11 protein-coding genes are annotated in these 15,778 nt (G+C 40.0%); 2 read left to right on the forward strand and 9 right to left on the reverse strand.

Going from position 1 to position 15,778, the window contains the following annotated elements:
• Window positions 1-587 precede the first annotated feature (587 nt).
• The 3 genes from MKZ11_RS20530 to MKZ11_RS20540 all read right to left on the reverse strand — a co-directional run bounded on the left by MKZ11_RS20530 (window position 588) and on the right by MKZ11_RS20540 (window position 2,124).
• Entirely contained in the window at window positions 588-1,052 is a 465-nt protein-coding gene (locus MKZ11_RS20530; protein ID WP_340796208.1) for a hypothetical protein, read from the reverse strand.
• 22 nt (window positions 1,053-1,074) lie between these two features.
• Window positions 1,075-1,491, reverse strand: coding sequence for a hypothetical protein (locus MKZ11_RS20535; protein ID WP_340796209.1), 417 nt, complete (start codon window positions 1,489-1,491; stop codon window positions 1,075-1,077).
• Between the two features lie 141 nt (window positions 1,492-1,632).
• The gene (locus tag MKZ11_RS20540; protein WP_340796210.1) at window positions 1,633-2,124 is read right to left on the reverse strand and encodes a DinB family protein; all 492 of its coding nucleotides are present in this window, start codon (window positions 2,122-2,124) and stop codon (window positions 1,633-1,635) included.
• A gap of 2,433 nt (window positions 2,125-4,557) precedes the next feature.
• On the opposite strand from MKZ11_RS20540, the gene MKZ11_RS20545 reads away from it, so the two are divergent.
• Complete coding sequence (locus MKZ11_RS20545; protein WP_340796211.1) at window positions 4,558-5,346, forward strand: alpha/beta fold hydrolase; 789 nt, start codon at window positions 4,558-4,560, stop codon at window positions 5,344-5,346.
• Window positions 5,347-5,438: 92 nt separating this feature from the next.
• Here the strand turns inward: MKZ11_RS20545 and MKZ11_RS20550 are convergent, their stop codons facing one another.
• The 5 genes from MKZ11_RS20550 to MKZ11_RS20570 form a co-directional block, all read right to left on the reverse strand.
• Window positions 5,439-6,593 (reverse strand): iron-containing alcohol dehydrogenase, encoded by a 1,155-nt coding sequence (locus MKZ11_RS20550; RefSeq protein ID WP_340796212.1) that lies wholly within the window; start codon window positions 6,591-6,593, stop codon window positions 5,439-5,441.
• Window positions 6,594-6,653: 60 nt separating this feature from the next.
• Window positions 6,654-8,105 (reverse strand): CoA-acylating methylmalonate-semialdehyde dehydrogenase, encoded by a 1,452-nt coding sequence (locus MKZ11_RS20555; RefSeq protein ID WP_340796213.1) that lies wholly within the window; start codon window positions 8,103-8,105, stop codon window positions 6,654-6,656.
• Window positions 8,106-8,118: 13 nt separating this feature from the next.
• Window positions 8,119-9,462 (reverse strand): GntP family permease, encoded by a 1,344-nt coding sequence (locus MKZ11_RS20560; protein ID WP_340796214.1) that lies wholly within the window; start codon window positions 9,460-9,462, stop codon window positions 8,119-8,121.
• 60 nt (window positions 9,463-9,522) lie between these two features.
• Complete coding sequence (locus tag MKZ11_RS20565) at window positions 9,523-10,728, reverse strand: iron-containing alcohol dehydrogenase (RefSeq protein WP_340796215.1); 1,206 nt, start codon at window positions 10,726-10,728, stop codon at window positions 9,523-9,525.
• Between the two features lie 268 nt (window positions 10,729-10,996).
• Window positions 10,997-12,793, reverse strand: a complete 1,797-nt coding sequence (locus MKZ11_RS20570; RefSeq protein ID WP_340796216.1) for a sigma 54-interacting transcriptional regulator — start codon at window positions 12,791-12,793, stop codon at window positions 10,997-10,999.
• A gap of 269 nt (window positions 12,794-13,062) precedes the next feature.
• On the opposite strand from MKZ11_RS20570, the gene MKZ11_RS20575 reads away from it, so the two are divergent.
• Window positions 13,063-13,995 (forward strand): MBL fold metallo-hydrolase, encoded by a 933-nt coding sequence (locus MKZ11_RS20575; RefSeq protein WP_340796217.1) that lies wholly within the window; start codon window positions 13,063-13,065, stop codon window positions 13,993-13,995.
• A 60-nt stretch (window positions 13,996-14,055) separates the two neighbouring features.
• On the opposite strand, the gene MKZ11_RS20580 is transcribed toward MKZ11_RS20575, so the two are convergent.
• A complete protein-coding gene (locus tag MKZ11_RS20580) occupies window positions 14,056-15,729 on the reverse strand; it encodes a ribonuclease J (RefSeq protein ID WP_340796218.1) in 1,674 nt (557 codons plus the stop codon).
• Window positions 15,730-15,778: the final 49 nt, after the last annotated feature.

Genomic DNA, 15,778 nt, shown 5'->3' on the forward strand with positions numbered 1-15,778 from the left:
TAAGATAATAAGAAAAGCGTTAGGCGTCTGTATAGTCTGGCTTGTTTATGAACCAGCCGGCTGACGCCTAGAGTCTGGGCACCGACCCGAGTAAAAAATAATAATTCTTTCTCCCCCCCTTGCCCCCTTCCTAAAATTTAATGTAGTACTCACATGGCATCGCTTGTGATAATCTAGTTGTTACTACTAAACATACATGGACTTGGAATTGATTTTTGTCGAATAATGACAGCACTCCAGTAAATGGTAGTTCTTATCCATTTAACACCTGTTTTTTCCAGTATTAAAGATAGTAGTTATTTTCCCAACATCGAATAGATAAATGTGATTCAACCTTGATGTCACTGTGTTTTCATATTTAATTAACCAAAAGTTAAAAAACTCACTAGTAGAGTCTCAAATGAAAAATACATAGATATGACTATGAATCAATAAATAATTGATATTTTCAGTTATTTCATTAACGGAAAACAGGAAGTTATAACCTGTTGGAATATAACTGAATTATGCGTAAAGTACTACCACGCCCCCAAATGGTATAGTGAAAGCAAAAAAAAACACCGGCAATCGATAGCCGATGCTTCCCTTCATTTTTTAATTAATGAGTATCTCACTAGCAATGTCGTGGCACAAAGCAACAACAATCCGAAAATCCCAACGGCCATGCCTGTATTTTGTAAACTCAGAGTCGATTCGGGCAAGCCGCAAAGGGTCGGATCAAAGGCGATAACACCTACCATCGTCCCCATGACTGCCGCCATGCCACCATTAAAAAAACCCGCCACTGCCAATTGCTTGCTTAACACCGAACTGAATTGAGCGCCTATTACAATACCAACCCATAAGTTAACTGTACAAATAATAGTAAAGTCCATTGGGAAAACTAAATATAATATAATTGCGATGACAAAACTGGTTACCTGTCCTGCGGCTAAAGTTACTGTAAAACTGAGATGATCACTGATTTTATAATGCGGCTTATAAAATAACGCGTACATATAGACGCCCAACAAGCTACTTAGCACGAGCAAAAACAATCCAAATAAGATCATCGCACGCCTCTTCCTATGTTTTTCAAGAAGACCTCATTGCTCTAAACAGCATCATAAAGGAACACAGGACGAAAAACTCCACCATAATGGCAAATGGAATACTGTAAGACGCGGCAACACCGATCATGGGCGCCATCAGGCCAGTCATAAGCCCGCTAATATATCCAGTAAGCAGCGTTTGATTGTCAAACATTCCTCCGAAAAAGCTCCCCGTCACCATCCCTGTCAAAGCAGTTACTACTGTGACTTCCATATAGTAAACCGGGAATTCATAAATCAAAAGGACACCTGTTCCAAGAGCCAATCCTCCACCCGCTACCATGGCGATGTTCATGCCAAGATGAAAACCGATCAACTTTTTTCGGTTGTACAAAAATCTATAGGTGACAAGGGCAAGCAGAAATTGAAATATCAACAAACCCCAAATCCAAGCTGACAAATGGATTCCCCCTCCCGACATTCTATGACGATGACGGGTGAAAAGAATTCATGTAAAAAATAAATATTGTATTTTTATCAACTGGGTGCTATTGCATTAAATAGCCATTATTTTTCTTTCATAGATGAGCTTTACTCTTTACTATTCATCCATTTCAATTGTTTTTTTCAACTGTTTTAAGTGACGTTTTTCATGCAATCCGACAAACGGAAACCATTGAATCAATGGAACTTGACCAAAAATCGGATGTTTGAATGATTTTTCACGAAGTACGTCTTTCGTGCTTAATTCATACACATCTAACAAGAAAAGACGCGAATCATAAAGCTCTTTTTTCATCTCTAATTTCGACTTATATTCTTCAGTTGGTGCAGTATATACCGGGGCTTCCACTTTCACTAAGCGATTCGTCGAAAGCACTATTGGCTTGCTCATCGATTTCGGGCTATCAGGATTTTTTAGTTCTTCTGCTATATTTGTCGCAATTACTGTTTCCATACGTACCAGGTGTTCGAATATTTGTTTCGGAGACCATCCGCCATTTGAGGGTTTTTTATTGAACTGATCATCCGTTAACCCTTCAATTGTTTGAAATAGCTCTTTTCGGATTACCATGTTTTTTCCTAAAATCATTTAAATGTCTCCTTTGATTGCCTCGAAAGTCTTTCCCATAACATTCCATTTATGAATAATCTATTGCACTTGAAATTTCAGTTTTTAGTTTCCTTACAAACATCCATTTACTAGTGCAAAAACTGATTCCGCCTTGTTTCCTTACCTACAATAGAAGCTTTTTTCTTTTTTCGCAAGTATTTCTTTAATGTTTATTAATTCAAAAATCCAGCTAATTTAGCCGGTTTCAACCCCTTCAATTTGTGGAAATACATTCAGTAATCATTAACTTGCAGAATGAGCATTTTTATTAGGGTTCCCGGTATCTTTTACAAATCCATGTATATAGTCTATCACTCATGCATATACTACTAATCACAGAGGCGCGGCACTTCTCTGGCCCGCGCATGGGGGCACTTTCGGCGGAAAGTGGAAAATAATACGACGCTCATTCCGACTAGGGATCGCCTAGTAGTGCCGCATTTTACATAGTGGACCATTTGAACAACCCATCCAAAGAATTGGATGGGTTGTTCCTCGTTCAGTGAATGATTATTCTATATACATTGAATTAAAGAACTCCATTGAAGCGCTACGAGGCTAGGGGATGCCTCCCGCCATAAGCGAGGGTACTTAAAAAGTACGATTTCCTTCAATCCCGTTGATTTCCGTTCCGAGCGGACGCTTTCTTACCTCTAATCAAGTAATTTCTAAAAAAATTGGTGGGGGAATAAAGAATAGCCCAAGGCAATTGCTTTTCGTTCCAGCGCTCGCTTTCCGCGGGCATGGCTTGAGCCTCCTCGTCCGCTTCGCTCCCTGCGGGGTCTCAAGGCTCATGCTATTCCCGCAGGAGTCGAGCGCTTCCACTACAAGCAACAAGAGAGAGGAATCAAGAAAGGTTAGGAATACGAGGGCTCTCCGCTAGAGAAGTTAAGTATCATAAATAGACCTGACGATTATCTGTTTTTTCGAAAGGTCTTCTGTGCTATAGTTTGACTTTTTCCCATACTCACGTCAAAAGCAACTACATCATTCATCTTACGTCCTCCTCTTATGTTTCATAGAAGCCTTCACAGTGCCTTATCGATTCCACTTTCTTATACACGATCTCGAAGATCCAACATACTAAACTGATTCAAATAAGGATGTGAAGTGAGTCGGTTTCCTTAAACGAATTCAAAGATTCCAGCGTCCGCACGACTTCGCTTCACTTCTACCATAAAAAATAGTAGCACAAACCACGGCCATGGTTTGTGCTACTAATGTTAGTATGTTTCCGCGGGCACGGCTTCAGCCAATCGAACAGCGAAGGGTTCGATTGGCCGTATTTCTGTGTTCTTTGCAGAAAATAAGGCATTCTTGCCCCTGTGCTCCCAACGCTAGCGCTTTTGCTCGCAAAAGCCGTTCTTCGTAACGGCTCTTCCTGCGGGGTCTTCAGCTAAGGAAGAGTGAACTTTCTCTTCCTATCTTTGTTTTCTGTTCCCGCTGGAGTCGCAGCTCTTCACTACAATCAACTAGTTCTTACTAAAAAAAGAATTTTTTCAGTGACCTCCCATAAGCCAAGTAGCTTCACCGCCAGTCTTATGGCTTCGGCTACCCCTGAATAGGCGCCTTCGCTCAGTTTATACACCGAGTTTAATATTTCAATATATATAATTATGGTCAAGAAAGACGCACTCTAGGTTGCAAATTTCATCACAGCTAATGAAATACGCTTTCTCAAATGACCATCCAGCGAAGGCGCGACTTCGTGGTAGCCGGAGCGATAAGACTGAAAGCGGTCTCCTTTCTGGCTTATCGCGGGAGGCATCCACAAAGCGTCGAAGCGGTATTAGCAGGAATTCTAATTCACTCCTCATGTTTTGGGACATTCGTTGATCACATTCGATCGATTTATGACCCTCCAGGTTGTAGGTCTCATCCCCGAAAATGAAATGCGCTTTCTCACATCGACCATCCAGCGAAGGCGCGTCTTCGTGGTAGCCGGAGCGATAAGACTGAAAGCGCTCTTCTTTCCGGCTTATCGCGGGAGGCATCCACAAAGCGTCGAAGCGGTATTAGCGGGAACTCTAATTAGTTCCAATTATCAGGAGTTTTTTAGCACCCTCCCAAAAGCTCTTGTAAAGCACATACGCCGTATTCATTTGTTCAACATATATAGTAGGATACTTTATAACACATAGCATGAAGTTTTTAATCCGGTCTCTGAACTGAGCGCAAGCACCTTATAAAGAGTAGTCAGGCTTATTGCGGAAGGCATGCCCTAAGCTCATAATTGGTATAGAATGGAATCTTTTACTAAACCTCTATATATTTTATTACTAGTCTAGATTGTGCCGGAATACTATATATAACCTTTTGGCTTTGAATCATTTGATTACTTAAATAAAGGGTATACAAGGTAAATAATCGATTTATGGTCTAATTGTCTTAACTGTAAGGAGGAGAATTATAATGCCCACTTTTAATTCACATGGTACGAATTTATATTACGAAGACACGGGCGAGGGTATTCCACTCCTGTTATTACATGGCTTGACAAGTAATCATGCTATGTTCTATCAGGAAATTGATGCATTCAAGGGGCAATATCGGGTAATTGCACCGGATGCCCGTGGCCATGGGAAATCCGATAAACCAGAACATTATACGCTGGAAGATCATGTGCAGGACGTCATTGCATTACTTAATCATCTTGAACTGGTCTCTATCTACCTTATCGGGGTATCAATGGGTAGTTATATCGCACAGGGCGTAGCAATCGAAGAATCAGACCGGGTAAAGAAACTTGTCCTTGTTTCCACGAAATCTCACGGCGAACAATCTTCCATGGCCGAACTATACAGCCGTCATGCAGATGAAATGCAGGGATTAAGCATGATCGATAAGTTGAGTTATGCATCAAAATATATGTTTTACAATCAGACCGCTGTCGGAAAATGGCTTCATGAAACAGCTAAAGTCAGCGGGCAACTCACCCTCCATGAGCAAGCCATCGCCTCGGATGCGTTAATAGGATTTGATTTCCGGACGAAGCTTTGTGATGTCCGCGCTGAAACACTTGTTATTAGCGGTACATATGATGGTCTCAATCCTCCCGATTACGGCGAGGAGACAGCAATCATGATTCCCAATGCAATATTCATGGAATTCAAATGGTCTGGTCATGCGCCAAACGTAGAACAACCAGACCTATTCAAAGAAATCGTGAATAACTTTTTGGATGAATCATCGAAAAAATAGTAAGCTAACTATTTGTAGAGCAAAAAAAGTAAATAATAAAAATCGCCAAAGTTCCCCCCTATAAGGAGAGAGAAACTTTGGCAATTTCATGTTTAAAAAGCAGATTTAAAAATAGAAACGATATCTTTCTCATTACCTTGTATAGGATTACTGATGGCATTCCCATCTTGTAATGCCATTTTTGCCATCAATTCAAAATCTGATTCTCTAACGCCTAAATCTTTTAAGTTCATTGGGATATTGACATCTTGGGAAATTTTTTCAATTGCTTGAATCGCTTTATCCGCAGCTTCCCTGACAGATAGACCATCGATATTCTCACCCATGAATTCTGCAATATCAGCAAACCTCTGAGGATTGGCAATTAAATTAAATCGTGCAACATGAGGAAGCAAAATTGCATTTGCAACACCGTGAGGCATATCATATACACCGCCAAGTTGATGAGCCATCGCATGAACATATCCAAGTCCAGCATTATTGAAGGCCATTCCAGCCAACAATGAAGCATAAGCCATGTTTTCACGAGCTTCCATATTCATTCCATACGCTACAGCTTGTCGTAAATTTCCTGAAATCAATTTAATCGCTTGAATCGCTGCTGCATCTGTTATAGGGTTAGCACCAAGAGAAATGTAGGATTCTACAGCATGCGTCAATGCATCCATTCCTGTCGCAGCTGTTAAGCCAGCAGGTTTCCCTGTCATCAGTTCCGGGTCATTGATTGACACAAGTGGCGTATTTCTCCAACTAACAATTACAAACTTAATCTTTTTCTTTGTATGTGTGATAACACAATGGCGCGTTACTTCACTCCCTGTGCCAGCTGTTGTATTGACACAAACGAGGGGTGGAAGTGGGTATTCCAGTTTTTCTATACCGGCATAATCTTCGTAAAGATCCCCTTCATGTGTCGCAGCGATGCCAATTCCTTTACCACAATCATGCGCACTACCTCCACCAACAGTCACAATCATATCGCAATTTTCGGCTCTGAAAATCTTCAAACCATCAGCCACATTTGTGTCTTTGGGATTCGGTTCTACACCATCATAAAATATTGCTTCGATGTCTTCTTTTTTTAAGGAATTTACGACTTTTTCTACCGGGCCTCCCCGAAGTCCCCTTAAAAAAGTATCTGTAACAATCAACACTTTTTTACCGCCAAGAATTTTACATCTTTCACCTGTTACACTGACAGAACCTCTACCGAAGAAATTCACATTTGGCATAAAATAATCGTACATATCAGCAGCTCCATTCTCTCATCAAATTTGATAGTGATCATAGCACCGTGTTATTTTCATTTATGACCAGCGAGCAGTTAGCATTTTTCTTCTCGTATAAAACTCTACCCCGTCTGACCCATTCGCATGTAAGTCGCCGTAAAACGAATTTTTCCAGCCGGAGAATGGGAAGAACGCCATTGGAGCAGGAACCCCTAAGTTAACGCCAAGCATTCCAACTTCAATGTTTTCACGGAAGTATCGGACGCTATGACCACTTTGTGTGAAGAGACATGCTCCATTTCCAAAGTCAGATTCATTCGTAACTTCAATCGCTTCTTCTAGCGTTTCAACACGTACAATCGAAAGTACTGGGGCAAAAATTTCTTCTTTCCAAATTCTCATTTCAGTCGTAACATTATCAAAAATTGTTGGTCCAATGAAGTAACCACCTTCAGTCATGCATGCATCTTCACGTCCATCTCGTAGAAGAACTGCACCTTCTTTTTGGCCAGTTTCAATATAATTAGCAGTTTTCACTTTATGTTCCGGACGGATGACAGGACCAAGAAATACATCGTCATCCATTCCGTTACCAATTTTAATCGCATCGGCGGCTTGCATTAGTTTTTCAATAAGCGAATCTGCTACGTCCCCAACTGCTACAACAACAGCACAAGCCATACATCTTTCACCAGCTGAACCGTATGCTGCTCCAATTATTTCTTTAACAGATGCGTCTAAATCAGCATCAGGCATAACAATTGAATGGTTTTTTGCACCAGCTAAAGCCTGAACACGTTTGCCGTGACTAGCACCCGTTTTATATACATATTCTGCCACAGGCTGTGATCCAACAAATGAAATGGCAGGGATATCTTTATGCTCAAGCATGCTATTTACAACTTCATGTGCACCGTGAACAATATTGAATACACCTGCTGGAAGTCCAGCATCTGTTAACAATTCTGCTAAACGATTTGCAAGAAGTGGTGTTCTTTCTGAAGGCTTAAGTATGAATGAGTTCCCACAAGCAATTGCTAGTGGAAACATCCAGCAAGGTACCATCATCGGGAAGTTAAAGGGTGTGATACCTCCAATAACACCTACTGGATAACGATACATGCCCGATTCAATATTAGTCGCGATATCAGGCAAATGTTTTCCCATCATAAGCGAGGGGGCACCAGCTGCGAATTCAACACACTCAATTCCTCTCAACACTTCGCCTTTCGCTTCAGTAAAACTTTTTCCATTTTCAATTGTGATTAATTTAGCCAAGTCATCCCAATTGTCTACAAGAAGCTGTTGGTATTTGAACAAAATACGTGCTCTTCTTGGTACAGCAGTTTTACTCCAAGTTTTGAATGCTTCTTTTGCCGCTCTTACTGCATCATTTACATCATCTACAGTTGAAATAGGAACTTCCGCTAAAATCTCTCCTGTCGCAGGATTCGGAACTTGCTCATATTTTTTTGTCTTCGCATCTACCCATTCACCATTAATAAAGTTTTTCAAACTATTTTTTATCATTATTTTTTCCCCCTTAGAATATTGAATATAAAATAACTGCCAAGAACATCACAATTGTTGGTATCACAACACTTAAAATAAAAATCGGTTTATACGCCCGTTTATGCGTCTCCCCACTAATTGCACGGATTGTTGTGACTACATAACCATTATGGGGCAGTGAGTCCAAACCTCCCGAAGCAAGTGCGGAAATACGGTGCATGGCGTTAGGATCCAGTCCTTGTCCCATATAGATGGGTGCTAGAATTGGAAGAGCAATCCCAAGTCCACCCGAAGCAGAGCCCGTAATCCCACAAATTAGTGTAACTGCAATTGCAAGACCTAAATAAGGTGGTCCTGGGATATTCACTAGCGTATCCACTACTTGGTCAAACGACGAAACTTTTGCAGCAACACTCCCAAACCCGACAACTGCACATGTGTTCGCTGCCGCAACTAATGCATCTTGTGCACCTTTTGCTAAAGCATCCCAAAAAGCTTTTAAATATTTAGCCATTAATAGACTTGCGAGAAAAATACCACCCGATAGTGAAATGAGTGCTGCTGCTGTTGAAGACATGAAATTTGCCATAATGTTTAATATAGCTATAACCGAAATAAGCGGCAATATGGCTAAAAGAATAGGTGGAAGCGCTTTATTCTCTTCTTGACTCGGTTTTGTTTCTGAAGCGATAGCAGCTGAAGCATCTTCGCTTTCCTTTTTCTTCTCTTTATCTGGCAAAGAAAATACTTCCCCATTTTCTGCCGCCTTTCGAACCATTCGGCCAAGAAACCAGCCTCCAACTGTCATAATTAGAAGGGCCATTAATACGCCAATTAATCCGCCAGCTGTTGGTTTTGTTCCAAAAAACTGGGTTGGAATTAAATTTTGAATCTCCGGTGATCCCGGAGCCGTCATTGTAAATGATATGGATCCGAAGACAAGCGCAGCTGGAATGAAACGATGCGGTAAATTAGCCATACGAAATAAAGACACCGCAATCGGATAAACTGAAAACCCTACGACAAATAAACTGACGCCGCCATATGTCATAATTGCAGCAGCAGCCACGACAGCGAAAACAGCTCGGGAATGTCCAAGTTTCCCTGTGACCCATTTTGCAATACTGTCTGCAGCTTTCGTACCTTCCATTACTTTCCCGAAAATAGCACCAAGTAAAAAGATTAGAAACCAGCTTTTAAAGTATCCAGTGAAACCAGTCATGTAATAATCAGTCATTGCCGTTTCAAGATTAAGACCTCCTGTAATTGCAACAACAAGTGAACTGATAATTGCCCCAATAATTATGTTAACGCCCTTCATCGTCAAAAACATTAATAGAGCGAGAGATGCAATTAGCCCCAACATACCTAACATACTATTCCCCCTTTACTTGATAGGTCATTTTTAAATTTCCCCACCAAAAAGCTTGTTGACTTAGCAGACCTGTGTAGAAACTTTCGCATCAGAAAATTGATAATCATAGCAAATGCGATATAGATTTTCAATTTCTTCCTGACTAGGAACACGTGGATTATTACTAGGGCTTCCACTTTTCAGTGCATCCGAAGCCATTTTAGTGATGGCGCTTTCAAATTTATCTTTTTCAATCCCCCAATCTTTCAAATTAGGAATTTTAAGATCTAAACAGAGATTTTTTATTTGCTCGACTGCAAAGTCAGCTGCCTCTTCCACTTTCATATTTTCTGCTTCCTTCGAAAATATTCGTCCGATTGTTGCAAGCCTTTCTTTACAACTTTCTTTGCTGTATTCAAGGATAGCCGGTAAAAGCATTGCATTGGACTCTCCGTGCGGAACATGGAAAATTGCTCCAATAGGTCGGGACATGCCGTGCACGAGGCATACAGAAGCGTTTGAAAATGACATTCCACCGTACATTGACCCTATGGACATCGCTTCTCTCACAGCAACATCTTCCGGATATTCATACGCTTTTTTTATGTTCGTGACAATTAAACGAATTGCTGATAAGGCAAAGACATCTGTCATTGGATGCGCCTTTTTGGATAAATAAGCTTCTACTGCATGACTTAATGCATCTATGCCGGTAGCCGCGGTCACCTTTTTAGGAGAGGACAATGAAAGCAGGGGATCCACAATTGCTACCGCGGGCATGAATTGTGGTTGTTTAATCATCATTTTTTCATTATTTTTGGTATTCGTAATGACTGTTGCATCAGTTACTTCTGAACCTGTTCCAGCAGTTGTAGGTATAGCGATATGCGGTATTGGAGAAATTGATACTCTTTTAGCTCCCCCCATATAGTCGCCTATATAACCGCCATTCGTACCCAACACAGCAATTGCTTTTGCCGTATCAATACAGCTTCCTCCCCCCAACGAAATGATGACATCGCACTTCGTGTCTTTCAATAAAGATAGTGAGTCTTCAACATACTGATCAGTCGGTTCTGAATTTACCCCCGTGTATACTTCACTTTGAACGTTTTCCAGTTGAAGATATTCGATACATTTCTCTACATAACCTAGGCTTGCCATTATTTTATCGCTTACAATTAGGGCTTTCTTTCCTCTAAGGGCTGTTTCTCTGCCCACACAGCTAAATGCATTTCGCCCATAAACCGTTACCTGAGGTGATCTAAAAACCTCATATTGCTCCATATTCTTCACTCCATTCTTTTTACTTACTTAATATAAATGCAAGAAGCATGCCAATTTTTACAACTGCGAAGTAATCCCCCAAAAAAATATATAAAAACTGTCCAACAGAGCCTTATTTCAGCACCTATTGGAACACAAATTGTTTTTCAGATCATCCGACCGTCGGAGAGTAGGCATATAAAAAGGCTGCCTCATCTCACTTTTTCCGTAAAAAGTGTAGGGGCAGCACTACAGTTGTAGTTTTTGTGTAGTTTTTTGTATCATAATACTACTGTATTTTATATTTCCTTAATTTTTGATATAGCGTTGTTCTATGAATTCCTAACTTACTTGCTGCTTTTGATTTATTCCCACCAACTTCTTTAAGCGTTTGCAGAATAAATTGTTTTTCTTCATCCTCACCTATAGATTTGAACTGCTCAATCAGCGAGCTATCAGTTTCTATGTCTCCCAATTGTTGATTTCTCATTACGATGGGTAGGTCACTTGTATCGACAATATGTTTATCTGTCATTATGACAATATGTTCGATTGTATTGACTAACTCCCTAATATTCCCTTTCCAAGGATAATCAATTAATGTTGCAACGACATCTGAAGTAAATTGTTTTTCAGGGATATGGTATCTGACACATACTTCTTTTATAAAATGAGATAGCAATGTAGGGATATCTTCTTTTCGTTCTCGTAAAGCTGGCAAATCCAAACGAATGATATTTAAACGATAATACAAATCCTCTCTAAATGTTCCTTCTTCAACCATGTTTTCTATATTCCGATTCGTCGCCGCTATCACCCGAACGTTTACAGTATACTTTCGGACTCCCCCTACCCTTTCAGCTTCCCTTTCTTGTAATACCCGCAATAATTTTGTTTGAAGAACAAGTGGTAATTCACCAATCTCATCCAGAAAAATAGTTCCGTTTTGTGCAAGCTCAAATTTACCTGGTTTCCCGCCCTTTTTTGCACCGGTGAAGGCGCCTTCTTCGTAACCAAATAACTCTGATTCAAATAGTTTCTCAGGGATTGCCCCACAATTTACACTTATGAATGGTCCATTATAATACGGGCTTAAATTATGAATACTTTTAGCAAATACCTCTTTTCCGGTTCCACTTTCACCAGAAACCAGTACTGTTGCCGTCGTTCTTGCAGCTTTACGTGCCAATCGCTTTACACGTAAAATACTTTCACTTGCGCCTATAATTTGATCGATTGTTATCCGGCTATCCTCTGCAATTTGAGTGGTCACCATTTTGGGTTCACTTTGCTTAAGCATCTTTTCGCTTTGTAGTCGATTAAGTATTCCGTAAACTTCTGACACACCTTCAAAAATCAACATCCCTATGGCTCCTATGATTTTGCCGTCTTTCCAAAGCGGTATTCGATGCACTATCATAGATTGCCCTTGAATTATTTGCAGCACACTCCGATCAGGAATACCCGTTTTAACCGTCATATGCAGATTCGTATTTTCAATCACTTCTGTGACGTGACGTCCGATTGCATCCTCTCTTTTAACACCAGTAAAGCGGCTATAAGCTTCATTGAACTCTAATAAGATTCCATTTTCGTCTACTACTGCGATACCTTCGTAAGCCTTTTCCAAGATTATACTCAATACTTCTGCTGTATTTTCCGTTTGCTTTAGTTTATAAATATATTTCGAAAACGCATCAAGTATATCTTGATTTGTCAAAATTCCAATTAGCTTTTTCTTATCATCTACCACTAAATAGTATTTATGTGGTAAAGAAAATAAGTCTAACAAATTGGCATCTTCTTGAATTAGTAATAAATCACGTGTACGAATACTTCCCTTTATTTGCTCGTCTGAATCTCCATTTAAGAAGATACTCACCAATTGTTTAAGGGTTACCACTCCTACTAGATGTCCTAGCTTATTTACAACGGGTAAATAGCTTAACCCAAGCTTGTCCATCATGGTTGCAGCTTCCCTATACGTTTTACCAACTTCTATTATATGTGGATACGGGGTCATCCAACTCCCTGCATTCAGATTATTTTTCGCTTTTCCCTCGTCTGCACGAGTTGTTTTTTCCATTCTTTTCACCCTAACTTATTTTACTATTTAAACTATTTTACCATGATTGGAGAGTTAAGTAGAATGGAGTTATATATATCGTGAACTACGTTGTGTATTAATTTGTTAGCGCAGTGAATATTGATCATACAAATGATTTTCCGCTCTTAAGAACAAAGCGACTATAATTGTGGTATATACTAATATTAGTGAGTAAGTAATGCTAAGCCCGTCATACTTTTCATGAAGTTAAACTAAAAATATGAAGAATTCATTCGAGGTGTCTATCTATGAAAAAGATGCGCTATGAAAATACGGATAAAAGTGCAGCAATTGCCACATTTAAGGAGTTACGACAGTGGCGAAAAGAACGAAAAGGCAAACAAAAAGATTTATCGTTCCAAGTGCCGTCGGTTGAAAAAACTGAAGAATTATTCTTACAATCAAACCGAATTATCCCGACAATCACATGGATTGGTCATTCCACTTTTTTTATACAACTAAATGGACTGAACATCCTGACAGATCCTGTTTGGGCAAATCGCCTTGGGACCGATAAACGGCTCACATCGCCAGGGCTTCCAATAAACGAATTGCCGCCAATCGATATTGTTCTAATTTCACATAGCCATTACGATCATTTAAGCTATTCTTCTATTAAAAGATTGAAAGGTGATCCAACCTTTTTTGTACCAATTGGACTTGGCAATTGGTTTAAAAGAAAAGGATACAGCAAAACTGTGGAATTTAACTGGTGGGATGAACATCAAATGAGCGGATTAACGATTGCCTTTGTTCCAGCTCAACACTGGTCAAAAAGAACGTTAACAGATACAAATCACTCTCATTGGGGTGGATGGATTATCAAAGATGTAAACCAAACAATATATTTCGCGGGAGATAGCGGTTATTTTGAAGGTTTTCACGCTATCGGAGAAAAGTACGCCATTGATTATTGCCTGATGCCAATTGGTGCATATGAGCCGGAATGGTTCATGGCTGCTCAGCATGTTAGTCCTGAAGACGCGGTTAAAGCGTTCATCAATACGCGGTCAAAAGTGATGATTCCAATGCATTATGGTGCTTACCGATTAGCCGATGATACCCCGAAAGAAGCGCTTGATCGACTACTAGCCGAATGGGAAAAAAGAAAGTTAGATGCCAACAAGCTAATGGTGTTAAAACTCGGGGAAACCATTAAGACAGTGGCTTCTTCTACTTAAAGTAAAAATGAGCGAACTTCCCAAATCTGTAAGGAATTCGCTCTTTTTCAGGTGCCCAGCTCAAATTTCAATAATGACGGGAAGTATCATCGGTCTTCTTTTTGTCTGGGTATATAAAAGTGTTTCAACCGACTTTTTTATATGCTGTTTCAGATTAATTCTTTTGTTCTCATTAGCCCCCTGCAATTTGTTAATGTTCTTTATCACCAACTGATTCACTTCATTCAATAATGCTTCCGACTCGCTCCCATACACAAACCCGCGAGAAATTGTATCGGGGTCAGAGATAAGCTGACCATCCGTTTTACTTATAGAAATAACAATGACCAGCATACCTTCCTCAGAAAGTAGTTTTCGATCACGTAACACAATGTTTCCAACATCACCAATGCCCAATCCATCTACGAAAATATTTCCTGATTGTACTTTTCGTGTTTGGCGGGCCTCGCGATTATTAATATCCACAACATCCCCATTGTTAATAATGAAAATATTTTCTCTTTCCACCCCTACGGATTCTGCTAATAAACGATGCTGATAAAGCATTCTAAACTCACCATGAATCGGTACGAAATATTTCGGCTTCATTAAAGTGAGCATTAACTTCAGTTCTTCCTGACATGCATGTCCTGAAACATGCATGCCTGTTACAGTCCCAGATCCATAAATCACTTTGGCTCCCAAAAGGTATAGATTATCGATGATACGTGACACACTTTTTTCATTCCCCGGGATTGGCGATGAAGCAAAAATAACCGTATCTTCAGGATGGACTTCTACCTCACGAAAATTCCCACTGGACAAACGGGACAGTGCCGCCATAGGCTCTCCTTGACTTCCCGTACAAAGAATCACTACCTTCTCTGGGTCCATTCCCCTGACTTCATTTTTATCAATTAACATTCCTTCAGGGATAGTCAAATACCCGAGTTCTGAAGCTACGGCTACGACATTCACCATACTTCGGCCTAGCAATGCAAGCTTACGGTTCGTTTTTTGTGCGGCATCTACTACTTGCTGTACACGATGGACGTTAGAAGCGAAAGTAGAAATAAATACTTTCCGACGGGCTTTGCGGAATGCTTCTTCAATATGCCCGCCTATAAGTATTTCAGATGGATTAAAACCAGGACGTTCCGCATTGGTACTTTCCGATAATAAAAGAAGAACTCCCTCACTGCCAATTTTAGCCATTTTATGAATATCTGGATAGTCCCTATTGACAGGCGTTAAATCGAACTTGAAATCGCCCGTATGTACGACTGCGCCCTCCGGCGTATGAAATACAATACCTAAACAATCGGGAATACTGTGGCTTGTTTTGAAAAAAGTCACTCTTACTGTTCCAAAATCCAAATCGGAATCGGAATTTATCAGTACTAGCTCAGTTTGTCTTAGAAGCCCATGTTCTTTTAACTTAAGTTCAATTAAACCGAGCGTTAATCGTGTTGCGTAAATCGGTACATTTAATTGTTTCAAAAAGTAGGGAATGCCCCCAATATGATCTTCATGACCATGTGTAATAACCAATGCCCGTATCTTATCCTTATTTCTTTGTAAGTATGAAATGTCCTGGATTATCAAATCAATTCCCAATAGACTTTCATCCGGAAACTTAGCACCGCAGTCGATGACAACAATATCCTCTTCATACTGAATGACATACATATTTTTACCAATTTCATTAATGCCGCCTAAAGCAAAAATTGACAACTTATTTTCGGTGGTATTCAAATTTAAATTCCTCCCACTTTGAAATAGTATTCAAAGTATGCCCATAAAG

The sequence above is a fragment of the Sporosarcina sp. FSL K6-1508 genome (assembly GCF_038007465.1).
GTDB classification, from domain to species: Bacteria; Bacillota; Bacilli; order Bacillales_A; family Planococcaceae; genus Sporosarcina; species Sporosarcina psychrophila_B.